Genomic DNA, 23,950 nt, shown 5'->3' with positions numbered 1-23,950 from the left:
GGGGGCGTGTTGGACCGGGCGCCGGAGTCCCGCGAGCTGGCGGTCAGCCGTGACGAGGGACTCCAAGACATCGACTGGGTGACGCCGCCGGAGGGTGCGGTCACCTCGATCTTCCACGCTCCGAGTGGAGGGCTGGCGACGGTGTCGCTCGGCGACCGGGCGGATCCCCGGGTCGTGCTGGTCGCGGGGGCGACGGGGTCGAAGGAGGACTTCCATTTCGTGATGCCCGAGCTCGCCGCGGCCGGATTCCTCGTCGAGAGTTACGACCTGGCCGGGCAGTACGAGTCGTTCGCGGCCGGGCCGTGGAACCTCGATCCGCCCGCCGCGCGGTACACGCTCGAGCTGTTCGTGGACGACATGCTCGCGTTCGTTCGGGCCGGGACCACACCCGTGCATCTGCTCGGCTACTCGTTCGCGGGGGTGGTCGCATCGGTCGTGGCCACGCGGCATCCGGAGCTCGTGGCGAGCCTCACCCTGCTCGGCACCCCGCCCGACCCGGGCCGGAGCTTCGCGGGCGTGAGCCGGATCGGCCGCTTCTCGGCCCTCGCGACCCCCGGGGCCGCGGCGAACCTGATGCGCTGGGGCGTGCAGGCGAACGTGCTGCGGGTGAAGCCCGGGCGGATCGCGTTCGTGCGCGACCGCTTCCGCCTCACCCGGCGAGACGCACACCGGGACATGATGCGGATCATGATGGATTCGCCCGACCTCGAGGCCGAGCTGGCCGCTCAGCCGTTCCCCAAGGCCGTCGCGGTGGGCGAGCACGACCTCTGGCCGCTCGCGCGTCACGCGCGCTTCGCCGAGGCGATCGGGGCGTCGATGCACGTGTACCGCACGGGACACAGCCCGTGCGAGGACGCTCCTTACGAGCTCTCGGCCGATCTGCTGGCGCTGTTCTCGAAGGCGTCTCCGCCGCTTCCGCCGGGGGTCTGAAGGGTCTGGCGGGCCTGCGGGGTCTGGCGTGCCTGACGTGCCGCGCGCCGTCGCGACCAGCGCTGCCACGGCCACTGCCCCGGGATGTTCACCGCGATGGTGCGGAACGCCCACCCGATCCGCCGGAAGAACCCGCTCGCGCTGTGGAACGGCCGCCCCGAGATCGGCATCGCCAGGGTCGGGTCGTACTCGACCGTCATGTCCGGCAGCAGGTGGTACGCGATGTCGAGGTCGTCGTGCACCCGGCGATCCGTGCGATGGATGCTGCTCCGGATGCGTCGCCAGGCCGCCGCCTGCAGGGCCATGTTCGAGCCGAAGAGGGGCGCGTGGCCGAGGAAGAGCGTCATCCACGTCACGTAGCCGCCGAGATAGAAGGTCTGCCCGGCCCACGCGCCGGCGGCCCCGATGTCGTAGAACAGCCCCGGCCCCGTGTACCCGGTCGGAGCGTCGGGCCGGAGGAACACGGTCTCGACGCGCCGCAGCCAGTCGGGCCCCGGAACCGAGTCGGCGTCGATGCGGGCGAGCACGTCGCCCCGGGCGGCGTCGAACCCCGCGGCGGTCGCCCGAAGGATGCCCTGCACCGGTTCGTCGATGACGCGAGCGCCGAAGGAGCGGGCCACGTCGGCGGTGTCGTCCGAGCTGCCGTTGTCGACGACGATGACCTCGTCGGCCGGGCGCTCCTGGGCGGCGAGGGCGTCGAGGGCACGGCGGAGGAACGCGGCGTCGTCTCGCGCCGGGATGACGACCGAGATCGAGATTGCCATGCCGAGATGCTATCGAGTACCGCACCCGACGCATCCGCTCGGCCTCGATTGGCGAGACCGCGCGCGCTCGCGTACACTCGTCCCCGGTACCGTGTCCGAGCGGCCGAAGGTGCAACTCTCGAAAAGTTGTGTGGGGGAGACTCCACCGTGGGTTCAAATCCCACCGGTACCGCCACAGAAACCCCCTGCAGCCCCGTGAATCCGGGCCTTCAGGGGGTTTCGTCGTTTCCGGGGGGCGACTCCCAACGGACCTCGCCGTCGTCGAGTTGCGGCGTCGGGCGGAGGTCGAGGCGGTGCGCTACGCGCTGCGACACGGTGTGGTCGGGGTGGATGAGGGCGGCGAACGCGGTCACGCCACGCGAGCGCAGCCAGGCGACCATCGCCGCCGTGGCTTCGGCTGCGAAGCCCTGCCGCTGGTGGGCCGGATCGATGAGCCATGCGATCTCGGCCAGAGGGCCGCGGTCGCCGGTGTGCACGGTGGCCTGGACGAAGCCGACGAGCGTGCCGGCTGCGCGCTCCCGCAGCATCCAGTTGAACCAGGCGCCCGAGCCGTCGGCGGGCCCCCGCACCTGACGGCGGTAGCGCGCGGCGAGGACGTCGAGCGATGGCGGCTCGCCGCCGGTGAACTCGTACAGGCGGGCGTCGGAGAGCACGTCGACCATCGCCGAAGCGTGATCGACGGACACCGGCTCGAGCGTCAGCCGCTCCGACTCCAGCACTTCGATGACCGGCCACTCCATGAATACGAGCATCGCACCCCGACGCCCCCACCGTAGCGATGTCGGGCTGCGACGGCTGGGGTCGGGATCGGCTCAAAGGCCGAGGTCGCTCATCGAGCGGATGACGATGAGCGCGAGCGCACGACGGGTCGGCTGGAGGAGCCGCGCATGTAACCAGCGTGTTACGGGCCGTTAAATGCAGGTTTCCGTGACCCATTGACGCCGCGGGGTCGTTTACTGTTCACTTGACCGGACAAGCGGTTGAGCGGTTGAAGGAGCCCCCATGACCAGGTGCAGAGGACGTGCAGCATGCGAGTAGACCTGGAGCACGGGCGGGGCGAGCAGCCGTTGTACGTGCAGCTGGCCAACGCGGTGCAGGACTTCATCGCCCTCGAGCGGCTGAAGCCCGGCGACATCCTGCCGAGCGAGACGGTGCTCGCCAGCGAGAACCACCTCAGCCGCGCCACGGTGATCAAGGCCTTCGACACCCTCGTCGAGCGCGGCGTCGTCACCCGACGCCAGGGCAAGGGCACCTTCGTGAACGCCCGGCCGATGCAGCGTCAGCTGCCCGAGCTCACCAGCTTCTCCGAGCACGTCCACGGCCTCGGGCTCGCTCCCGGGAGCACGCTGCTCTCCTTCGACCTGATCGGCGCCGACTCGCCCGAGCGGCCGGCCTCCGCCTTCGACGACGAGCCGGTCGGTGCCGAGGGCGCGCTGCAGCCGCTCGTGCGGGTGGAGCGGCTCCGCACCGTGGGCGACGCCCCGGTCGGCATCCACCGCACCTTCGTGCCCGCCGACGTCGCCGAGCGGATCGGCCTCACCGAGCCCGCCGCGGCACGGCCCGACTTCTCCTTCTACGGCGCCCTTCGCGAGAACGGCGTGCACCTGGACTCGGGCGAGGAGTCGCTGCGTGCCATCAACGCGGATGCCGTCGACGCCGACCTGCTCGGGGTGGAGGAGGGCATCGCCCTCATCGAGATCGTCCGCGCTTCGCGTGACACCACAGGCCGCCTCGTCGAGGTCGTCCGAGCCCGGTACCTAGGGACGCAATACCTGTACCACATCACGTTCGCACCCACATCACCCGGAGGACATCATGAAGAAACGCCACGCACTGGCACTCGTACCGGCGGCGGCCTTGCTGCTGCTCAGCGCCTGCTCGGGAACGAGTAGCGACTCCCCGTCAGGCAGCGCCGGCGGCGACGCGGCGCTCGGCTCGGCCGCACTCGTGGTGGCCCAGGGCGGTCTCGGCGACGAGTCGTACAACGACCTCGCCTACAAGGGCTTCCAGCAGGGACTGACCGACAACGGGCTCGAGGGCACGCCGATCGAGTCCGACGACGTGGTGGGCCAGGGCGAGCAGATCCTGCGCCGCGCCGGTGACGAAGGTCTCGGCGTCGTCGTCGACCTCGAGTACTCGCACGCAGAGGTGCTGCCCACCGTGGCCGCCGACTACCCGAACACCGACTGGGTGCTCGTGAACGCCGAAGCCGCGGGCGACAACGTTGCCTCGGTGCTCTTCCAGGAGCAGGAGGGCTCCTACCTCGCCGGCGCGCTCGCCGCCCTGCAGACGGTCAACACCAGCGACCCGAAGATCAACGCCGACAAGGTGATCGGCGTCATCGGCGGCACGCAGTCGACCGGCATCGACAAGTTCCTCGTCGGCTTCATCCAGGGCGCCCGCGACACCGATCCCTCGGTGAAGGTGCTGACCGCCTACTCGAACGACTTCGCCGACCCCACCAAGGGCCAGCAGCTCGCGCAGTCGATGTTCGAGCAGGGCGCCGACATCGTCTACGCGGTAGCGGGCGGTACGGGCGCCGGTGTCATCCAGGCCGCGAAGGATGCGGGCCACTACGCCATCGGCGTCGACGCGAACCAGGACGGGGTCGCCCCCGGCTCCGTGCTCACCAGCATGCTCAAGAAGACCGACGTCGCCGTGGAGACCGTGCTGAAGTCGTACGCCGACGGGAGCTTCCCCGGCGGCACCACGATCAACCTCGGCCTCGCCGAGGACGGCGTCGGCCTCAGCGACTTCCAGTACACGAAGGATGCCATCGGCCAGGCCACGATCGACAAGGTCGACGCCCTGAAGCAGAAGATCATCGACGGCGACATCAAGGTCTGGAACGTCGTCGAGCAGGGCTACCCCGACTACTACAGCGGCAACTAGTGAGCAGCACGAGCACCGCGAGCGTTCCCGGTTCCGGTCCGGCAGCCATCCGCTGCCGGATCGGCGCCCGGGGCGTGAGCCGATCCTTCGGTCCCGTCCGGGCCAACGTCGACGTGACGCTGAGCGTGCGACCCGGCACGGTGCACGCCGTCGTGGGCGAGAACGGAGCGGGCAAGAGCACGCTCATGCGCATCCTCTACGGCCTCGACCAGCCCGACTCCGGTCACGTGGTGATCGACGACGAGGAGATCGCGCTGACCAGCCCCCGGGCTGCGATCGCCCGCCGGATCGGGCTGGTGCAGCAGGAGCTCGCGATCATCCCGGAGCTCTCGCTGCTGGAGAACCTGGTGCTGGGCGAGGAGCCCGTGCGCTTCGGCCGGATCGACTGGGCCACGGCCCTGCGGCGCGCGGAGGAGCTGAGCGCCTCGGTGGGCGTCGACATCGACTGGAAAGCCGGAGCGGCACTGACCTCGATCGCGATCCAGCAGCAGGTCGAGATCCTGCGCCTGGTCTACCGCGGTGCCGACGTGCTGATCCTCGACGAGCCGACGGCCGTGCTGGCCCCGGCTCAGGCCGAGGAGCTCCTGCGCCTGCTGTCGTCGTTGCGCGACGCCGGCCGCACCGTCATCTTCATCAGCCACAAGCTCGACGAGGTGGTGGGCGTGGCCGACCACATCACCGTGCTGCGCTCGGGCCGGACGATCACCGAGATCGCCCGCGGCGAGATCGACCGCGAGGGGCTCGCCGCCCTGATCGTGGGCGACTCCGAGGTCGCCGAGCGCTCGGTGTCGCGCGGCGACCCGGGTGAGACGGTGCTGGTGGTCGAGGGCGTGAGCGCCAAGGACGACCGGGCCGTGCTGCGGCTGGACGACGTGAGCTTCGAGGTGCGCTCCGGCGAGATCCTCGGTGTGGCGGCGGTGGCCGGCAACGGCCAGGAGGAACTGGCCGAGGTGCTCATCGGCATCCGCGGGGCGGCCTCGGGAGACATCCGGCTCGACGGCGCCTCGATCGGCCGGGCGAGCATCCGCAAGCGACGGCTCGCGGGCCTCGGCTACGTGAGCGCCGACCGCAAGCACGAGGGCCTCGCCCTCGGCCTCTCACTCGCCGACAACTCGATCGCGACCCCGGCGCTGCACGGCCTCGCGCGCGGCGGCTGGCTCGGCCCGCGACGCGTGGCCGAGCGGGTGAAGGAGGTGCTCGACCGGGCGGCCGTGCGCTACGGATCGTCGTCGGACCCGGCATCCTCCCTCTCCGGCGGCAACCAGCAGCGCGTGGTGCTCGGCCGCGAGACCATCGGCAACCCGCGCGTGCTCGTGGCGAGCCAGCCCACCCGCGGCGTGGATGTGCGCGGCATCGGCTACATCCACGAGCTACTGCGCCGCGCGCGCGACGAGGGGGCCGCGATCGTGCTCTTCAGCGAGGAGCTCGACGAGTTGCGTGAGCTCTCCGACCGCATCGTGGTGCTGCATCGCGGCCAGGTGGCCGGGATGCTGCCGGGCGAGGCGAGCCGCTCCGAGATCGGCGCACTCATGCTCGGCAACCACAGCCCGGAGGACGACAACCCGGATGCCGACGTCCCGGACGACCCCACACCGGGACACCCCCGATCCCCCCGAGGAGGCGAGACCGTATGACCTCCGCCCCGACCCAGTCGGCGCCCGTCGAGCCCGATCCCACGCCGGCCGGCGACCCGCCGCTGCAGCGCATCCTGATCGCGACCGGACGGGTGGCCCGGCACGCCGGCCTCCCCGTGGTGATCGCGCTGCTGGTCGGCGCCGTCGTGCTGCTGGCCACCGGCAACGACCCGATCGCCGTGTACGGCCGCCTCGCCACCGAGGCCTTCGGCACCCCGAGCCGCATCAACGCCACCCTGGCCGCGACCACCCCTATCCTCTTCACGGCCATCGCCGCCGCCTTCGCGTACCGCGCGGGGGTGTTCACGGTGGGCGTCGAGGGCAGCTTCGTGCTCGGCGGCCTCACCGCCGCGGTCATCGGCGCGAACATGGGCGGCTTCCCGCCCGTCGTCGCGGTCATCCTGCCGCTGCTCGGCGCCACCCTCGCCGGCGGACTGGTGGCCGCCGTGCCCGCGGTGCTGCGTGCCGTCTGGTCGGTCGACGAGGTCGTCACCACGCTGATGTTCAACTTCATCGTGGCGGGCCTGGCCGGCTGGGCCGTGCAATCCTTCTTCCAGGAGCGCGGCCAGGCCAACTCCGCCACGGCCTACGTGGCCGAGAACGCCGAGTTGCCCGCCCTGGCGCCCCCCGGCCAGACCAGCTGGGCGCTCATCATCGGCCTGCTGCTGCTGATCGGCTACGCGGTGTGGATGCGCCGCTCCACCCTGGGCTTCGAATTCCGGGCCGTGGGCAGCGCGCCGCGCTTCTCGACGGCTCAGGGTCTCCGGGTGCGCACCGTGCTGCTGACGGCGCTCCTCGGAGCCGGCCTGATCGGCGGGCTCGGCGGCGGATCGCACGCGCTCGGCATCGTGCACCGCTACTCCGAGGGCTTCTCCGCCAGCTTCGGCTTCACCGGCATCGCCATCGCCCTGCTGGCGCGGTTCAACCCCATCGGCATCCTGGTCGGCGCCATCCTCTTCGGAGCGCTCAACGCCGCCGGCGCCACCGTGCAGCTGTTCATCAACCTGCCCGTGCAGCTGATCGACATCCTCGAGGGCACCGTGATGATCTTCGCCGTCGCGGTCTTCGCCTTCCCCCGACTCTCGAAACGCTGGGCCGCGCGCTCGGAGAGGAGACGCCCGTGATCGACGCGATCATCGCCTCCGCCCTCACCCTCTCGGTGCCGCTGGTGCTGGCCGCGCTCGGCGGCGCCATCCACCGCCGGGCCGGCGTGGTGAACATCGGCCTCGAGGCGCACATGCTTACCGGCGCGCTGTTCGGCGCCGTCGTGAGCGGCGCCACGGGCAACTGGGCCCTGGGCGCCCTCGCCGGGCTGTTCGCCGGCGCCGTCACGGGCGGGTTGATGAGCCTCCTGATCACGCGGCTCAAGGGCAACGAGATCATCGTGGGGCTCGGCTTCAACATCGTGGTGTTCGGCGTGATCGGCTACGTGCTGCGCGCCGGCTTCGGCGTCTCGGGCACGCTGCAGATCGAGGGGCTCGAGCGGCTGCCGAGGCTCGACATCCCCGGGGTGGCGGACGTGCCGGTGCTGGGCGCCCTGATCTCCGGGAAGGACCCGCTGTTCTGGCTCTGCATCGTGCTCGTGCCCGTGCTGGCGTGGCTCTTGAAGAACTCGCGCTGGGGCGTGCGGCTGCGCGCCACCGGTGCGTCGGAGACCGCGAGCAGCTCGCTCGGGCTCCGCACGCTGGACATCCGTGACGGTGCCGGCATCATCGCCGGCGCGCTCGCCGCCCTGGGAGGTGTGGCCCTCAGCCTCGGCACCGTCGGCCTGTTCAACGAGAACATGACGGCGGGGCGCGGCTACGTGGCCCTGGCGGCCTTCTACTTCGGCCGCTCCCGCCCGCTGCCCACGGCGCTCGCCTGCGTGCTGTTCGGCTTCTTCGACGCCCTGCAGATCCGGCTGCAGACGGTGGGCGGCTTCTCGGCCGACATCATCTCGACCCTGCCCTACATCGCCGTCGTGGTGGTGCTGGCGCTGACCGGCATCCGCGAGTACTCCCGCTCGGCCCGGAAGCTGAGCTGACATGACGAGAGGTTCTGACATGACCGCCGACGAGACCCCCGGCCTCCTGGTTCCCGCCGAGCACGGCGACGACGTGCCCACCGCCCTCGTGCTGGTCGACGTGATCGCCTCCTTCTTCGAGGAGGGCCAGCCCAACTACTACCCGGCGGCCCCCGAGGTGCTCGGCCCGATCCGGGAGCTGCTGGAGACCGCCCGCGCCCACGGCACCCTGGTGGTGCACGCGGTGGAGCGGCACTACCCGGGCCTGGAGGACTTCGAGTTCCGGAAGCTCCCGCGGCACCACGAGATCGGCGCCGACGACGCCGCGTACGCGCCGGGCTTCGAGCCGATCGCCTCGGGCCGCGAGGTCGAGGTGCCCAAGCGCCGGTTCTCGGCCTTCTACGCCACCGACCTCGACCTGCTCCTGCGCGAGCAGGGCATCCGCCGGGTGGTGCTGGTGGGCGTGAAGACCAACGTCTGCATCCGTGCGTCGGCCCAGGATGCCTTCGCGGGCGGCTTCGAGGTGTGGGTGCCCCGCGAGACCACCAACTCCAACCGCCCGCACCTCGCCGAGGCGAGCCTGGAGGACATCGAGCGCTACATCGGCCGTGTGCCGAGCTTCGAGGAAGCGCGGGCGACCCTGTGACCGGGACGGCGCCCGTGCGGGTCACCGTGGTCGGGTACGCGAGTCTGGACTCGAGCACCTCGGTGTCGGAGTTCCGGGGGGTCGACGCCACGAGCATCCTCGAGCGCGCCCTGGTCTCGGCCGAGCCCGGGGTCGGCGGCATCGCGCACATCGTGAGCGCGATCGCCGGGACACCGGCGGCCGTGGAGGCGATCAGCTGGGTCGCCGACGACCTGCCCGGTCGTCGCTGGGCCGAGTCGGTCGCACGCTGCGCCGGCATCAGGGGAGTGGCGCGCTCGGGCACCCGCAGCCCGGCGGCGACGATGATCGAGATCGGCTCCGGCGGCACCATCTGCCTCTTCGACCCGGGCGACTGCCATCCGGATGCGCTGACAGACGAGCAGCGCGAGATCGTCACCGAGGGCGACTGGCTGCTGCTGACCGTCGCCCCGAGGCGGATCACCGAGCAGATCCTCGACGCCCTGCCCGACTCGGCACGACTGGTCTGGGCCGTCAAGCACGACGACGACGCGTACACGCCCGAGATGGTGGCCCGCATCCTGGCCCGCGCCGACGTCGTGAGCTTCAGCCGCGGGGAGCGCCCCTACGTCACCCTCGATCGCCGCCCACCCGAATCACTCGTGCGCCCCGGAGCGCTCGTCGTCGAGACGCGGGGGGCGGATGGCGTGGCCTGGTCGTTCGCGAGCCCCGACGGCGCCGCCCGGCCCGGCTCCATCGCGGTCGAACCCGTCGAGGCCGAGGACACGACCGGGGCGGGGGACACGTTCGTGGGAGCCCTGGTGGGGTTCTTGTCGGATGCCGTCGGCCCGCATTCCGCACTCGCGTCCCTGGACGACGAGGAGGTCGGCCGGCTGGTCGCCGGTGCCTCCACCGCGGCGGGCGAACTGCTCCGCCGCCGCACAGCGACCGGCCCACCGGTGGCCGACCCCACAGCAACCGCCCCCACAGCACCCGGCCGTCCGGCCGACGCCTCTCAACCGGCCGAAGGGCCGGCGCACCTGAAGGAGAAACACTGATGTCGAGCAACAACGCCTGGTACCTGCGCTGCGGGCCGGAGGACGTCGGCCGGTCGGCCGTGCTGGTGGGCGACCGGGGCCGCGTGCTGCTGGCTGCCGAGCTGCTGGATGACGCCGTCATCCTGAACGAGGACCGCGGTCTCACCACCGCGACCGGCTACCACCAGGGCGAGCGCATCACCGTGAGCGCCTTCGGCATGGGCGCCCCGATCGCAACCGTCGTCCTGCACGAGCTCGCCGGCCTCGGCGTGAAGCGCTTCGTGCGCCTGGGCACCGTGATGACCGTGGGCGAGACCACCCTCGGCGAGCTCGTGGTGGCGCACGGCGCCGTGCGCGGCGAGTCGACCTCGGCCAGCTACCTTCCCCTGGCCTTCCCCGCGGTGCCCGACTTCGCTCTCACCCGGCACCTCGAACAGGCAGCGGCCGACTCGGGCCGGCCGACGCGCTCGGGCATCTACGCCACCTTCGACGGTTTCTACACCGAGATGTTCGAGACCGGTCACGGCACCGAACCGGTGGCGGACCGGTATGCGGCGCTCGCCGCGGCCGGAGTGGTGGCCGCCGACATGGAGACCAGCGCGCTGCTCGTGGCCGCCCGGGCGCTCGGCGTCGCCGCGGGCTCGCTCTGCCTCGCCAGCGTCTCGGGCGTCACGAACGAGAAGATGCCGCACGAGGAGCGCGTGGCCGCCGAGGGCGCCCTGCTGCGGGCCGGCTTCGCCGCGCTCGCCGCCTCCGCCCGCGCCGACGAGCCCGCTGCCACGCCGGCCTGACCCCGGCATCCAGCCCGACCCCGGCATCAGCACTGCCACCGGCACCCACCCCGACACATCCGAAGCCCACGCAAGGAGTCACCATGACCATCGCACAGACCTATCTCGACGACGTGATCGCCAAGATGGCCTGGGTGCGCGACACCCAGGCCGAGAACATCGCCGCGGCCGGCGCCATCTGCGCCGACACGATCGCCGGCGACGGCCTCGTCTTCACCTTCGGCACCGGCCACGGCGGTTTCGCCGCGCTCGAGTCGTTCCCCCGCACCGGCGGGGTCACCGGTTTCCGGCCGATCGTCGAGTCGTCGATCGCCCTCATGCACCACGTGCTGGGCGACCAGGGAACCGCGCAGTACCGCTTCCTGCACACCCAGGAGGGCTACGGCAAGGCGATCCTGCGCTCGCACCAGCTGAAGGACGGCGACGCGCTCATCCTGTTCAGCCACTCGGGCATCAACCCCGTCATCCTCGACATGGCCGTGGAGTTCCAGGAGCGGGGCCTCAAGGTGATCGGCGTCACGAGCGTGCCGCATTCCTCGCAGGTGGCGAGCCGGCACTCCAGCGGCAAGCGCCTGTTCGAGATCGCCGACGTCACGATCGACACGGGCATCCCGCTCGAGGATGCCTCGCAGTTCATCGACGGACTCGAGTACCCGGTCGGCCCCACCTCGACCTCGGTCGCCGTGGCGGTCTCGCACGCGATCAACGCCTCGACCTCGGCCGACCTCGTGGCACGCGGAGTGAAGCCGATGATCATGGTGAACACCAACTCCAACCGCACGACCGAAGCGCACCAGCAGAACGATCGCAACTACGCCGAGCTCTGGCGCCGGTTGCGTTCGCGCGAGTTCTCGGCACCGGTGGTGAAATGAGCGACCGCGAGCTGTACCTCGGCGGCACCTGGCGCCGAGCGCAGGAGGCCGGCACGATCGACGTGCGCGACCCCGCCACCGGCGAGCCGGTGGGCCGCTCGGCCCTCGCCCTCGCCGCCGACGTCGACGACGCGGTGGCAGCGGCGCGCGCCGCGCAGCCGGCCTGGGCGGCCCTGCCCTCGGCCGACCGCGCCCGCATCCTGCACCGCGCCGCCGACCTGATCACCGAACGCATCGACGACATCGCCCTCCTGCTCACGCGCGAACAGGGCAAGCCCGTTCCCGACAGCGTCAAGGAGACCGCCTTCGCCGCCGAGGTGTTCCACTACTACGCCGAAGAGGGGATGCGGGTCACCGGCAGCATCCGGGCCGTGCAGCGTGCCGACATCCGCTCGCTCGTGGAGTGGCTGCCGATCGGGGTCGTGGGCGCGGTGGTGCCGTGGAACTACCCGGTCGACCTCTACGCCTGGAAGGTCGCCCCGGCGCTCGCCGCCGGGAACGCGATCATCGTCAAACCGCCCCTGGAGTCGCCGCTCGCCGTGGCGCTCGTCGTGCAGTGCCTGCACGACGCCGGGGTTCCGGCGGGCGTGCTCGCCGACCTCCCGGGCGGCATCGAGGCGGGGGAGCGATTGTCGGAGCATCCGGGCATCGGCATGATCACGGCGACCGCCTCGACCCGCACCGGCCAGGCCATCATGCGCTCGGCCGCCGGCACGATGAAGCGCGTCTCGCTCGAGCTCGGCGGCCAGAGCCCCTTCGTGGTGCTTCCGGATGCCGACATCGCCGAGGCGGCGTCGGCAGCGGCCCGGCGCTCGTTCTCGAACGCGGGACAGATCTGCATCGCGGTCAACCGCATCCTGGTCGCCGACTCGGTGGCGACGGAGTTCGTCGAGGCCGTCGCGGCCGAGGCAGCGGCGATCCGGATCGGGCACGGCGTGGAGACCGGCGTGACCGGAGGCCCGACCACGACCCGCGCGGTGATCGAGACCGCCGAGCGGCACATCGCCGACGCGGTGTCGCGCGGGGCCCGGGTGGCCTCGGGAGGCGGCCGGCTGACCGGCGGTGACTACGACGCGGGCACGTTCTTCGAGCCCACCGTGCTCGACGGCGTGCCGCTCGGCGCCGCGTCGATGACGGAGGAGACCTTCGGCCCGGTCGTCGCCGTGCACCGCTATCGCGCGGACGCCGGGGTCGACGAGATCGCGGCGATCGCGAACGACTCGCAGGCCGGACTCGCGGCCTACGTCTTCGGCGGTGACCTCGACCGGGCCTGGGCCGTGGCCGAGCGGATCGAGGCGGGCGGCGTCGGCGTGAACGTGAACGACATCACCGAGCTGCAGGCGCCGTTCGGCGGCTGGAAGATGTCGGGCTTCGGGCGCGAACTCGGGCCGGAGGGCCTGCGCGGGTTCATGCAGCAACGGCACATCCGCTTGCGCCGGCGTTACTGAGCCGCCGCTACAGGGCCGGCCCTACTGAGCCGCCACCTGAGGGCGCGGCTACGATTCAGAACCAAGGGAGTGGACGATGACGACCATCGAGCTCGAGCAGTACATCGCGGGTCGATGGGCCCCCGGCGGGGGAGGCCTCGTGCAGAGCGCGGACCCCGCGCACCCGGACGTGCTCGTGGCAGCGGGGGACGGGGCCACCGCCGCAGACCTCGACCGGGCCGTCACCGCGGCCCGCGGGGCCCAGCCGGCCTGGGCCGCGACGCCGATGCACGAACGCGGCGCGATCCTGCAGCGGGCGGGTTCGCTGCTCCGGGATGCGGCGGAGAAGCGCGGCGCCGAACTCGCCCGCGAAGAGGGCAAGACCCTGGCCGAGGGGATCGGCGAGGTGCGCCGGGCCGCGCAGATCCTCGACTACGCCGGGCGCGCCGGCGACCGCGAGGCGGGCTCGCTGTTCGAGTCGCCGCGACCGGGGGAGCGCATCCTGGTCACCCGGCATCCGCTCGGCACGGTCGGCCTGATCACGCCGTTCAACTTCCCCATCGCCATCCCGGCCTGGAAGATCGCGCCCGCGCTGGTCTACGGCAACGCGGTGGTGTGGAAGCCGGCCGACCCGGTACCCCTGCTCGCCATGCGCCTGGCCGAGGCCCTCGAAGACGCCGGCCTCCCGGCCGGTGTCCTCAACCTCGTGATCGGCGACTCCGCCCTCGGCCGGGCCCTCGTGGCGCACTCCGGGATCGACGCCATCAGCTTCACGGGCTCTACACCGGTCGGGCGGTCGATCGCGGCGGCGGGCGCGGCCCGCGGCATCCCGGTGCAGGCCGAGCTCGGCGGCAAGAACGCCGCGATCGTGCTCGCCGACGCCGACCTCGAACTCGCCGTCGCACAGGTCGGTGCCGGGGCGTTCGCCTCGAGCGGCCAGAAGTGCACGGCGACCTCGCGGCTGATCGTCGCGGACGAGATCGCCGACGAGTTCCTGGCGCGGATCGCGGCCCGGGCCAACGGGCTCGCCGTCGGCGACCCGCTCGCACCGGGCATCGACCTCGGGCCCGTCGTCTCCGCCGCCGCCCGCACCCGGATCGACGCCGGCGTGGCCGAGGCCGTGGCCGGCGGCGCCACCCGTCTCACCTCGGGCGCCCTCGAGCTGGATGCCGGGCTGCAGCGCGGCCACTTCGTGCGACCGGAGGTGATCGACTGCACGGGCGTCGACACGTCGCTCTGGAACGAGGAGCTCTTCGGCCCCGTGCTCGCGGTGCGCCGGGCAGGCAGCGTCGAGGAGGCCTTCCGGCTGGCGAACGAGGGCGAGTTCGGGCTCTCGGGCGCCGTGTTCACCGACAGCCTGGTCACCGCGCTCTCCGCGATCGAGCGGATCGAGGTGGGGATGCTGCACGTCAACTCCGAGACCGCGGGCGCCGACCCGCACGTGCCCTTCGGAGGAGCCAAGGGCAGCGGACTCGGCCCGCAGGAGCAGGGCGCGGCCGCCCGCGACTTCTACACCCGCAGCACCACCGTTTACCTCCGGGGCGGTTCATGAGCGGCGCGGCGCTGGAGGGGGTGTCGATCGTCGACTTCTCGCGCGTGCTCGCCGGCCCCTACGCCACGATGATGCTGGCGGATTTCGGCGCCTCGGTGACGAAGATCGAGCGGCCGGGAACCGGTGACGAGACCCGCGCCTGGGCGCCGCCGGTGGATGCGCGGGGCAGCTCCACCTACTTCGGCTCGGTGAACCGCAACAAGCGCTCGGTGGTCGCCGATCTGACCGACGAGGCGGATCTTGCGCGCATCCGCTCGCTCGTCGAGGACGCCGACGTGGTGGTCGAGAACTTCCGCGCCGGCACCATGGATCGCCTCGGCCTCGGGTACGAGACGCTTCGGGAGGGCAATCCCGGGCTGGTCTACTGCTCGATCACCGGGTTCGGGTCGGCCGGGGGCGCCGCGCTGCCGGGATTCGACCTGCTCGTGCAGGCGGTCGGCGGGCTGATGAGCATCACCGGTCCGCGCCCGGGCGAGCCGACGAAGACCGGCGTCGCCGTGGTCGACGTGATCACCGGGTTGCACGCGACCACCGGCATCCTCACCGCCCTGTTCGCCCGCGAGCGGACCGGCGCCGGCCAGCGGGTGGAGGTCGACCTGCTGTCGAGCCTGCTCTCGGCGCTCGTGAACCAGGCCTCGGGGTACCTCGGCGCGGGCGTGGTGCCGGGGATCATCGGCAACGCCCACCCGAGCATCGCCCCCTACGAGGTGTTCGCCACCGCCGATCGACCGCTCGTGGTGGCGGTCGGCACCGATCGGCAGTTCCGCGCCTTCGCCGAGGCGATCGGCGAACCCTCGGCCGCCGGCGACCCCCGGTTCGCCACGAACACCGCCCGGGTGGCCCACCGGGACGAGCTGAACACGATCATCACCGCGCGGCTCGCCACCGCATCCGCCACCGACTGGTTCGAGCGGATGGTGGCGCACGACGTACCCGCCGGACCCATCAACGACCTCGCGCAGGCCTTCGCGTTCGCCGAGCGCCTCGGGCTCGCGCCGGTGGTGGAGGTCGACGGCTCGGCGCAGTCGGCCAACCCCATCCGCCTGAGCGCGACGCCGGCCACCTATCGCTCCGGGCCGCCGGGGCTCGGGTCGAGCCCGCTGTGAGCGCCCTGTTGCGCGCCGCCACTTCACCCCGACCTCCGACAGGAAGAACACGATGACCGAGAACCCGACCGCCCCCGCATCCGACGCCCCCGCATCCGACGCCCGCTACGTAGGCGCCGACGCCCTCGAGGCCGTGTTCGACTTCGACGCCCTGCTCTCGCCCGAGGAGCGCGACTGGCAGCTGCGCGCCCGCCGTTTCGCGCAGCAGCGCATCCTGCCCACCATCGAGGACGACTTCGAGAACAAGCACTTCCGCACCGAGTTCATCCGCGAGCTCGGGGCGGCCGGGTTCCTCGGCATGCACATCTCGGGCTACGGATGCGCGGGCGCGAGCGCGGTCAGCTACGGGCTGGCGTGTCTCGAACTCGAGGCGGCCGACAGCGGCTGGCGCACCTTCGTCTCGGTGCAGGGCTCGCTCGCGATGAGCGCGATCGCGAAGTTCGGCTCGGAGGAGCAGAAGACCCAGTGGCTGCCCCGGATGGCGACCGGCGAGGTCGTCGGATGCTTCGCCCTCACCGAGCCCACCGGCGGCAGCGACCCGGCGGCGATGGACACCCGGGCGGTGCGCGACGGCGACGACTGGGTGATCTCCGGCAGCAAGCGGTGGATCGGTCTGGCCAGCATCGCCGGGGTCGCGGTGGTCTGGGCGCAGACCGAGGAGGGCGTCCGCGGGTTCCTCGTGCCGACCGACACCGCGGGCTTCACGGCCACGCCGATCGACGGCAAGCTCGCGATGCGGGCTTCGATCCAGTGCGACATCGTGCTCGACGGGGTGCGGGTGCCCGAGTCGTCGCGGCTGCCCGGCGCGATCGGCCTCCGCGGGCCGTTCTCGTGCCTGAACGAGGCGCGGTACGGCATCGTCTGGGGTGTGATGGGGGCGGCTCGCAGTTGCTTCGGAGCCGCGCTCGAGCGCGCCCGCACCCGCTCGGTGTTCGGCGGGCCGATCGGGCGGTTCCAGCTCATCCAGGACAAGCTCGCCGACATGCTGCTGGAGTACGAGAAGGGCTGCCTGCTCGCCCTGCACCTCGGGCGGCTGAAGGATCGCGGTGCCCTCGACCCCGCGCAGATCAGCGTCGGCAAGCTCAACAACGTGCGCGAGGCGATCGCCATCGCCTCGGCCGCGCGCTCGATCCTTGGTGGTGACGGCGTGACGAGCGAGTTCCCGGTCATGCGCCACGCCGCCAACCTCGAGGCCGTCCGCACCTACGAGGGCACCGACGAGATCCACACCCTCATCCTCGGTCGCGCCCTCACCGGGGAGCCCGCCTTCAGCTGACTCGCTGATCATGCCCCCGACGAGCCGTTCCCGGGACCCCTTGACGCGATAAACGCACCCGACCCACCCCCAATCAGGTGTCGATTTGCAATGTCGACCGCTGTTGACAAGACTCACGATTGCGAGCGCTACGACGCGCCCGAATGCAAACGAAGGAGATTGCTCATGGCAGATTCCAGACGGCCTCGACGCCGACTGGTAGCCGCACTGCTGATTCCGGGGGCCGTGCTCGGCACCGCCGGGATCACAGCGCTTCCCGCGATGGCCGCGCCGCCCGGCGACCTGGCCTCGCAGACCGTCACCTCGGGCGACGCCCGGTTCCAGGTGCTCTCGCCCACCCTCATCCGCACCGAGTACGCCGACGACGGCGTGTTCACCGACGACTCGACCTTCAACGTCGTCGGGCGCGGCGACTTCGCCCCGGTCGACTACGACACGAGCGTCGCCGACGGCTGGCTCACCATCGACACCGGCCAGATGAGCATCCGCTACCGCGAGGGTTCGGGCGACTTCACGCCGCAGAACATCTCGGTGAGCCTCACCGCCGACTCGGGCCAGGTCGTGACCGGCTCGCCCTGGCAGTCGGTCGCGGTCGCCGCCTGCGACACCGGCGTGCTCTGCGAGGCCGAAGATCTCACGCTGAACGGCCTCGCGCTCGCCACCAACCACTCCGGTGCCACCGGCCCCGGTTTCGCCGCGGGCTTCGAAGCCACCGGCAACTCGGTCTCCTTCGACACGACCGTGGCCGCATCAGGCGCCTACGACCTCGCGCTCCGCTACGCGAACAGCCAGGGCGGCGACGGTCAGGTCACGACCCGCACCCTCACGGTGACCGTCGACGGCGGGTCCGCGCAGACCATCCAGCTTGCCCCCACCGCGAACTGGGACACCTGGGCGCTCACCTCGACCGCGCTCGCCCTGACCCCGGGTCAGCACCGCGTCGTCATCCAGCGCACCGCCGCCGACTCGGGCCAGATCAACCTCGACAGCCTCGCGCTCGTCACCGCCGGCACTGCCTACCCTGCTCCGTCGACGGAGGCCGTCGTCGCCGACTGCGCCTTCGGCACGCTCTGCGAGGCCGAGACCGGTGCCCTCGCGGGTGGCGCCACCGCCGCAGGCGACCACAACGGCGCCTCGGGCGAGGCCTTCCTCGCGGGCCTCGGCCAGGGTGCCTCCGTCACCACGCACGTCACCGACGTGCCGGCCGACGGTCAGTACGCGCTGCAGGTGCGCTACGCCAACGGCGGCGCCATGGATCGCGGCATCTCGGTGCAGGCCGCCGGCGACGCCGTCGCGGCGACGCTCCCGGTCACGAGCGGCTGGGACTACTGGCGCACCGTCTCGGTGCCAGTGAACCTCACCGCGGGGGAGAACGACGTGACCGTCGCCTGCCCCGACACCGACAGCTGCCAGCTGAACATCGACACGGTCGCGCTCGCCTCGAGCGACGCCCCGCTGCTCGCTCCGCACGCCGCCCTCGGCGGCTACCGTCGTGACCTCGACCAGGTGAACGGCTCGCCGATCACCAACCCGGGCCTGCTCTACCAGGACGGCTGGTCGCTCGTCGACGACACCGCATCCAGCCTCTACGACCCGGCCACCCAGGCCGTCACCCCGCGCGGCGACCACGGCGGCCTGCCGTATCACGACGGCTACGTCTTCGGCTACGGCGACGACTACGACACGGGGTTGAAGGATCTCGCGCAGCTCACCGGTCCCACGATGCTGCTGCCGCAGTGGGCGTACGGCGTCTGGTACTCCGAGTACTACGACCGCACCTCGTCCGAGTTCACCGACCAGATCGTCCCCAAGTTCCGCTCAGAGGGCGTTCCCGTCGACGTGATGGCCATCGACACCGACTTCAAGTCGCCGGACAAGTGGAACGGCTGGGAGGTCGACACCTCGCGGTTCCCCGACATGTCGGGCCTGCTCGCCGAGCTGGAGTCCGAGGGCATCCACAACACGCTGAACATCCACCCGACCATCCAGTCGACCGACCCGAAGTTCGCGGCCGCCCAGGCGACCTCGAACAACGCGCTGACGCCCAGCACCGACACGGACAAGTTCCTGTTCGACTGGTCCGACCCGGCGCAGCTGAAGGCCTACTTCGACCTGCACGGCGAGTTCCAGGCCGACGGCACGGACATCTACTGGCTCGACTGGTGCTGCAACGAGCAGTCGAAGTACTCGGCGAACGGCGTCACCCCCGACGCGTTCATCAACAACCAGTACGCCGACTACACGGCGGATGCGCTGAACGGCCGCGGCTTCGCGTTCTCGCGGGCCTACGGCTCGCTGACGGCGGGCGGCTACGGCAACCCGCAGGCGGTTCCGACCGGCCCCTGGGCAGACAAGCGCACCACGCTGCACTTCACCGGTGACACCCGATCCACGTGGCAGATGCTGCAGGGCCAGGTGGGCTACACCCCCGGTGAGTCGGCGGCGACCGGTCTCGCGGCGATCAGCCACGACATCGGCGGCCACTTCGGCGGCGACCAGAAGCCCGGCATGGAGCCCGGCAGCACCCAGCTGCCCGGCGACCTCTACGCCCGGTGGGTGCAGTTCGGTGCGTTCCAGCCGATCGACCGGCTGCACAGCAACCACAGCGACCGGCTGCCCTGGCAGTACGACGCGGTGACGGATGCCTCGGCGACGTCGTTCCTCAACCTGCGCGAGAACCTGGTTCCGCTCACCTACTCGCTCGCGGCCGAGGCCACGGCGACGGGTGCGCCCATCGTGCGGCCGCTCTACCTCGCCTACCCGGGCGATCAGGAGGCGTACGCGATGGCCGGCCGGGAGTACCTCTACGGCTCCGACGTGCTCGTCGCGCCGGTGACCTCGCCGGGCGAGACCGCGACGACCACCGTGTGGTTCCCGTCGGGCAGCGACTGGACGGACTACTTCACCGGTGAGACCCACCCGGGCGGTACGACGGCCGACGTCACGACCGACCTCAACCGGATGCCCGTGTTCGTCAAGTCGGGCGGCATCGTGCCGACGCGCACGAACAACGTCACCAACGACAGCCAGAACCCGCTCACCGACGTCACCCTGACGGTGACGGGCGGCGCCGACGGCACCTTCGACCTCTACGAGGACAACGGTGCCGCGGGCGCAGCGCTCCAGTCGGCGACCACGGCGATCGGCTACACCGAGCAGGAGGCGGGCGGCACGCTGACCGTGGCTCCGGCCGACGGCTCGTTCGACGGTCAGGTCACCGACCGGGCATGGACGACCACGTTCCGCGACGTCGACGAGCCGCGCACGGTCACCGTCGACGGTACGGCCGTGGCTGCCGGTTCGTGGAGCTACGACGCCGCGTCGCGGACGCTCAGTGTTCCGGTCGCCTCGCGGTCGGTGAGCACGCCCACGACGGTGAGCTTCAGCTCCGCGGATGCGGGCGTCACGCCGCCGGAGACGACGCCGACCCCGACGCCGTCCCCGACCGACGCGGCCCCGTCCCCGACCCCCGGGTCGGGTTCGGACTCGGCCGGCGGATCGGGCTCGACCTCGTCGCAGGGCGGTGACCTCGCATCCACCGGTTCGGCGGCTGCGCTGATCGCGGGAGTGGGTGCGGTGCTGCTGGCTCTCGGCGGCCTGCTGCTCTGGCGGCGTCGCCGCGCGGCCTAGCGCCTAGCGCCTGACGACAGCCGGCTCCGCGCCGGCCGGTCGTGACGGGGTGCGGACCCGCCTTCGGGCGGGACCGCACCCCGTTCGCCGTCCTCCGGCCGGAATCGGGTTCCGGCCGGCAGGGACTGGGCCTGCGCTGACTTCCGGCGCTGACTTCTGGCCGGCAGGAGCTGGGCCGGCGCAGGTTCCGGGAGAGAACGAGGAGAGGCCCTGACCTGGGTGGGATCAGGGCCTCTCGAAGCTCTCGCTTCCGGGTCGGCCGCCTCAGAGATGGGGATCAGTTCGGCGGCCTGAGACAACCGTAAATCGGTCCGACCCCCGATCAGGGGCCGTTTGCCCGGTTTCACCCCCGGTTTCACCCGGGCCTTCACCCGGTCGCGGGCGGTTCTGCGCTTCTTTGCGGCCAAAGACATCGGATGACTGCACCGCTCTTCAAACGACCGGCGATCTGTGGCACCATGGTGCGAACCGCACCTCCGAACCCGACTCGGAAGGACCGACCACCCTCGTGTCCGCTCCATCCGCGCATCCCGTGACCGTCGCGCATCCGCCGCCCCCGGTGAGCCACCCCGCGCCACCCCGCCGCGAGTTCGGTGCGCGGTGAGCGAGCAGCGCAATGAGGTGGGCGAGTACCTGCGAGCGCGCCGGGCTGTCGTGCAGCCCGAGGACGTGGGCATCGAGCGCGAGCCGTCGCGGCGGGTCGACGGGCTGCGCCGCGAGGAGGTCGCGCGGCTCGCGCAGATCAGCCCGCAGTACTACCTCCGCCTCGAGCAGGGCCGCGACCGCCAGCCGTCGAACCAGGTCGTGAGCGCGCTGGCGCGGGCCCTGCTGCTGGATGCGGAATCCACCGACTACCTCCGCCGCCTCGCCCAGGGCGGCTTGGTCAACCCGTTCGAGGACACGTCGACCGTCGACGACTCGGTGCTCGCCCTGCTCGGCCACTGGTCGCACACCCCGGCCTTCGTGATGAACCGCAACCAGGACATCCTCGTCTCGAACCCGCTCGCCCGGGCGCTCGGCCCCGGCTACATGGAGCCGGGTGCGAACATCGTGTACCAGATCTTCTCGGAGGCCGGGCGGAAGCACGCGCTCGACTGGGCGGCGACTGCCCGTCGCGTCGTGGCGGAGCTCAGGCTGCGCGGGGATCCGGACGACCCGAGGCTGCAGCAGATCGTCGGCACCCTGTCGATGAAGGATCCCGATTTCCCCGCGATCTGGGCCCGCCACGACACCGCGCTGCAGAAGACGGGGGTGTCGCGCCACTTCATCGACCCGATCGGCTGGGTCGAGTTCCACTGGCAGAACCTCGAGGTGCCGGGGAGCACCCACATCCTCGTCACCTTCTGGGGCGAGCCGGGATCGCCCGCGAAGGCCGCGATGGCGTATCTCGCGGCACGCGTGCAGGCTGGGTCGCGTGCGGGCCTTCCCGCATCCGCGACCGGGCGTGCGATGGACTAGACCGTGGTCTTTTCGATGAGGGCCTGCAGCCGGGTCAGACGCTCGGCCGACTCCGCATCGGCGGGGGCCCAGAGCAGGTAGGTGCCGGTGTCCTCCGACGCTCCTTCGTGTTCGCGCTCCGGCTCGTGTTCGCGCTCGCGCGCATCCTCATCAGTGTCGATGCGCCGCAGGTGCTCGAACCGCAGCCGGAGCACCCCGACCAGCGGGTTGGTGAACACCGAGACGCCGGTCTGGGGTCCGGATGCGCGGGCCGGCTCGCGCACGGACACCGGCGTCGAGCCCGCCGCATCCACCTTCGAGCCTAGAGCCTCGGCCCAGCGCTCGGTGAAGGCCGGGCTGTGCGTGATCAGCTCGCCGACCAGCTCGCGGAACCTCTGATCCTCGCCGTACCGGGTCAACGAACGGTGGAGCGCCGAGACCGTCATGGTCGCGGTGGCGGCCCACTCCTCGGTGGTCTCCTCGACCATCGGGTTGAGGAAGGTGAAGCGGGCGAGGTTCACGCCGATCGTGAACGACGCGGAGACCGCGCCCGCGAGCTCGTTGGCCGCGACGACGTCGAGGTGCCGGTCGTACACCACCACGGGTGCCGTGACGAGCGCGACGAACCCCTGTGCCGACCCGTCCACAGCGTCCTGATCCTCGCTCATGCCCTCCACCGTAGGGGAGCTCGGCCCGTCCCGCGCCGCCCCTGTCCCCTCCAGGGACACCGAGCTAGGTAGTGGGCAGCGCCACTCCGACTCGCCCGGTGGGGCTCTCGAGCAGGTGCGCGTCTACCCGAGTTCGGGGCGCGACGGAGTCGGCGGTGGCGGCGCCTGCAGATCAAGCACCGCCTGGAGCAGCCGCGCCGTCCGTTCCGTGAACTCGTCACCCGGATAGAAGGACTCGTAGAGAGCCTCGATCTCATCGACTGTGCCGAGGCCGACGAATGGGATCAGCGCCTCGAGATCTTCGAGTTCACGCCGACCGCGGGTCTGGGCGGCGAACACCTTCATCGCCAGAAGCGTCTCCGCATCCGCCACCTGAACGATCACGCCGTCTGCATCGTAGATCGTCAGCCAGCCCGCTGCGCGACCGTACCCGGCCGGGAGGAACTGGGCGGCGGCGTCGTTCATCCAGTCCCGACGCCACGTGCGCTCGGCCGCGATGTCGCCTGCGATCGCGAAGACGATGTCCGACGGCGTGACCGGTCCGTCGATGTCTGCCGTCGCCGATCGCCATTCGTTGATGGTGAGAGCGATCGCGGCTCCACCGACGATCTGGATCCGCGACGGATGTCCGCCCGCTCTGAGCCGTCCGACGAGCTCGCGGAGCCCATCGATCATCTCGGGCCTGGTGAACTCGGCGCGGGCGCCGCGGGGGATGTCCGGACTCATGCGCTGGTGAGCTCCTCGGCTTCGATCAGGACACCGCGTCGGCGCAACGGCTTCGGCACGTGGGATTCACGGGTCGGCACCGACGCCGCGGAGATCTGCGGGGTCCACGACCAGTCCTCGTCACCGCGCTCCTCGTCCACCCACCGGGGAAGCGGCAGGAGCGCCTGCTCAAGCCGCCATTCGGTGACGCCGGCGATCGCGGCATCCCACTCTGGACTCACAGCCACCGGTGCCTCAAGCGCGAGGAGGAACCGGCCGGTCGCGTCGGGCGCAGCGAGGTCGTCGGCCAGCTGGACGAGGATGCGGTACGCGCGTTTTACGTCGCCGTCACGCAGAGCGCTCTGGAGAGCCGTCGAGGCCTCGCGCGCTGTCGTCCTGCCGTCGTTCTCCGCTGTGATGAACCTCACTCGCGCAGCTTCCGCCATCCTCTCGATCGTGGATGCGGTCGGGTCCCGGCGTCCGTTCTCGACGGCCGCGATGTTCGAGCGCTGGAGGCCGCTCCGTTCGGCGGCCTCTGAGAGACTCAACCCCGCACGGACGCGGGCCTCCTTGAGAGACCTCGGGATGCTCATGCCACTCCTCCTGGTATCGGATTCGATACT

At 71.4% G+C, this 23,950-nt stretch carries 21 protein-coding genes and 1 tRNA gene; 17 read left to right on the top strand and 5 right to left on the bottom strand.

The window, feature by feature from the left end:
* Positions 1 to 6: 6 nt before the first annotated feature.
* Positions 7 to 930 carry an alpha/beta fold hydrolase gene (locus HSO01S_RS10955; protein WP_066041282.1) on the top strand — a complete coding sequence of 308 codons (924 nt, stop codon included), beginning with the start codon at positions 7 to 9 and terminating at the stop codon, positions 928 to 930.
* Here HSO01S_RS10955 and HSO01S_RS10950 read toward each other — a convergent pair.
* Complete coding sequence (locus HSO01S_RS10950; RefSeq protein ID WP_084361560.1) at positions 861 to 1,694, bottom strand: glycosyltransferase family 2 protein; 834 nt, start codon at positions 1,692 to 1,694, stop codon at positions 861 to 863. The two genes, HSO01S_RS10955 and HSO01S_RS10950, sit on opposite strands and share 70 nt — an antisense overlap.
* An 85-nt stretch (positions 1,695 to 1,779) precedes the next feature.
* Between HSO01S_RS10950 and HSO01S_RS10945 the strand changes: the two genes are divergently transcribed.
* Positions 1,780 to 1,869 (top strand) — tRNA-Ser (locus HSO01S_RS10945).
* 34 nt (positions 1,870 to 1,903) lie between these two features.
* Here HSO01S_RS10945 and HSO01S_RS10940 read toward each other — a convergent pair.
* Positions 1,904 to 2,434 carry a GNAT family N-acetyltransferase gene (locus HSO01S_RS10940; protein WP_066041281.1) on the bottom strand — a complete coding sequence of 177 codons (531 nt, stop codon included), beginning with the start codon at positions 2,432 to 2,434 and terminating at the stop codon, positions 1,904 to 1,906.
* Between the two features lie 288 nt (positions 2,435 to 2,722).
* Between HSO01S_RS10940 and HSO01S_RS10935 the strand changes: the two genes are divergently transcribed.
* The 15 genes from HSO01S_RS10935 to HSO01S_RS10865 all read left to right on the top strand — a co-directional run bounded on the left by HSO01S_RS10935 (position 2,723) and on the right by HSO01S_RS10865 (position 21,975).
* Positions 2,723 to 3,586: a GntR family transcriptional regulator gene (locus HSO01S_RS10935; protein ID WP_245635979.1), complete on the top strand. Its 864-nt coding sequence runs from the start codon at positions 2,723 to 2,725 to the stop codon at positions 3,584 to 3,586.
* Entirely contained in the window at positions 3,510 to 4,586 is a 1,077-nt protein-coding gene (locus HSO01S_RS10930) for a BMP family lipoprotein (protein ID WP_066041276.1), read from the top strand. Before HSO01S_RS10935 ends, HSO01S_RS10930 begins: the two co-directional genes overlap by 77 nt.
* Before the next feature lie 74 nt (positions 4,587 to 4,660).
* Positions 4,661 to 6,220, top strand: a complete 1,560-nt coding sequence (locus HSO01S_RS10925; RefSeq protein ID WP_245635978.1) for an ABC transporter ATP-binding protein — start codon at positions 4,661 to 4,663, stop codon at positions 6,218 to 6,220.
* Entirely contained in the window at positions 6,217 to 7,344 is a 1,128-nt protein-coding gene (locus HSO01S_RS10920; RefSeq protein ID WP_066041275.1) for an ABC transporter permease, read from the top strand. Before HSO01S_RS10925 ends, HSO01S_RS10920 begins: the two co-directional genes overlap by 4 nt.
* Positions 7,341 to 8,243, top strand: coding sequence for an ABC transporter permease (locus tag HSO01S_RS10915; protein ID WP_066041274.1), 903 nt, complete (start codon positions 7,341 to 7,343; stop codon positions 8,241 to 8,243). The genes HSO01S_RS10920 and HSO01S_RS10915 overlap by 4 nt, the downstream gene beginning before the upstream one ends.
* A gap of 19 nt (positions 8,244 to 8,262) precedes the next feature.
* Positions 8,263 to 8,868, top strand: coding sequence for a cysteine hydrolase family protein (locus tag HSO01S_RS10910; RefSeq protein WP_066041273.1), 606 nt, complete (start codon positions 8,263 to 8,265; stop codon positions 8,866 to 8,868).
* Positions 8,865 to 9,884, top strand: a complete 1,020-nt coding sequence (locus HSO01S_RS10905) for a carbohydrate kinase family protein (RefSeq protein ID WP_066041272.1) — start codon at positions 8,865 to 8,867, stop codon at positions 9,882 to 9,884. Before HSO01S_RS10910 ends, HSO01S_RS10905 begins: the two co-directional genes overlap by 4 nt.
* Positions 9,884 to 10,654 (top strand): phosphorylase family protein, encoded by a 771-nt coding sequence (locus HSO01S_RS10900; protein WP_066041271.1) that lies wholly within the window; start codon positions 9,884 to 9,886, stop codon positions 10,652 to 10,654. Before HSO01S_RS10905 ends, HSO01S_RS10900 begins: the two co-directional genes overlap by 1 nt.
* Before the next feature lie 83 nt (positions 10,655 to 10,737).
* Complete coding sequence (locus tag HSO01S_RS10895; RefSeq protein WP_066041268.1) at positions 10,738 to 11,526, top strand: sugar isomerase domain-containing protein; 789 nt, start codon at positions 10,738 to 10,740, stop codon at positions 11,524 to 11,526.
* Positions 11,523 to 12,974 (top strand): aldehyde dehydrogenase family protein, encoded by a 1,452-nt coding sequence (locus HSO01S_RS10890; protein ID WP_066041267.1) that lies wholly within the window; start codon positions 11,523 to 11,525, stop codon positions 12,972 to 12,974. The genes HSO01S_RS10895 and HSO01S_RS10890 overlap by 4 nt, the downstream gene beginning before the upstream one ends.
* A 76-nt stretch (positions 12,975 to 13,050) precedes the next feature.
* On the top strand, positions 13,051 to 14,505 hold the full coding sequence (locus HSO01S_RS10885; RefSeq protein ID WP_066041265.1) for an aldehyde dehydrogenase family protein: 1,455 nt from the start codon (positions 13,051 to 13,053) through the stop codon (positions 14,503 to 14,505).
* Entirely contained in the window at positions 14,502 to 15,611 is a 1,110-nt protein-coding gene (locus HSO01S_RS10880) for a CaiB/BaiF CoA transferase family protein (protein ID WP_066041264.1), read from the top strand. The genes HSO01S_RS10885 and HSO01S_RS10880 overlap by 4 nt, the downstream gene beginning before the upstream one ends.
* 52 nt (positions 15,612 to 15,663) lie before the next feature.
* On the top strand, positions 15,664 to 16,887 hold the full coding sequence (locus tag HSO01S_RS10875; protein ID WP_084361558.1) for an acyl-CoA dehydrogenase family protein: 1,224 nt from the start codon (positions 15,664 to 15,666) through the stop codon (positions 16,885 to 16,887).
* 165 nt (positions 16,888 to 17,052) lie between these two features.
* Entirely contained in the window at positions 17,053 to 20,517 is a 3,465-nt protein-coding gene (locus tag HSO01S_RS10870) for a TIM-barrel domain-containing protein (protein WP_084361599.1), read from the top strand.
* 600 nt (positions 20,518 to 21,117) lie between these two features.
* Positions 21,118 to 21,975: a helix-turn-helix domain-containing protein gene (locus HSO01S_RS10865; protein WP_066041262.1), complete on the top strand. Its 858-nt coding sequence runs from the start codon at positions 21,118 to 21,120 to the stop codon at positions 21,973 to 21,975.
* Here HSO01S_RS10865 and HSO01S_RS10860 read toward each other — a convergent pair.
* The 3 genes from HSO01S_RS10860 to HSO01S_RS10850 all read right to left on the bottom strand — a co-directional run bounded on the left by HSO01S_RS10860 (position 21,972) and on the right by HSO01S_RS10850 (position 23,920).
* Complete coding sequence (locus HSO01S_RS10860) at positions 21,972 to 22,622, bottom strand: MmyB family transcriptional regulator (protein WP_157079018.1); 651 nt, start codon at positions 22,620 to 22,622, stop codon at positions 21,972 to 21,974. The two genes, HSO01S_RS10865 and HSO01S_RS10860, sit on opposite strands and share 4 nt — an antisense overlap.
* 123 nt (positions 22,623 to 22,745) lie before the next feature.
* Positions 22,746 to 23,348, bottom strand: a complete 603-nt coding sequence (locus HSO01S_RS10855; RefSeq protein WP_066041258.1) for a hypothetical protein — start codon at positions 23,346 to 23,348, stop codon at positions 22,746 to 22,748.
* On the bottom strand, positions 23,345 to 23,920 hold the full coding sequence (locus HSO01S_RS10850; protein ID WP_066041256.1) for a helix-turn-helix domain-containing protein: 576 nt from the start codon (positions 23,918 to 23,920) through the stop codon (positions 23,345 to 23,347). The genes HSO01S_RS10855 and HSO01S_RS10850 overlap by 4 nt, the downstream gene beginning before the upstream one ends.
* Positions 23,921 to 23,950: the final 30 nt, after the last annotated feature.

It is taken from the genome of Herbiconiux solani NBRC 106740 (genome assembly GCF_001571005.1).
Lineage (GTDB): Bacteria > Actinomycetota > Actinomycetes > Actinomycetales > Microbacteriaceae > Herbiconiux > Herbiconiux solani.
The sequence above is the reverse complement of the archived record's forward strand: the minus strand, read 5'-3'. Positions and strand labels throughout refer to the sequence as shown.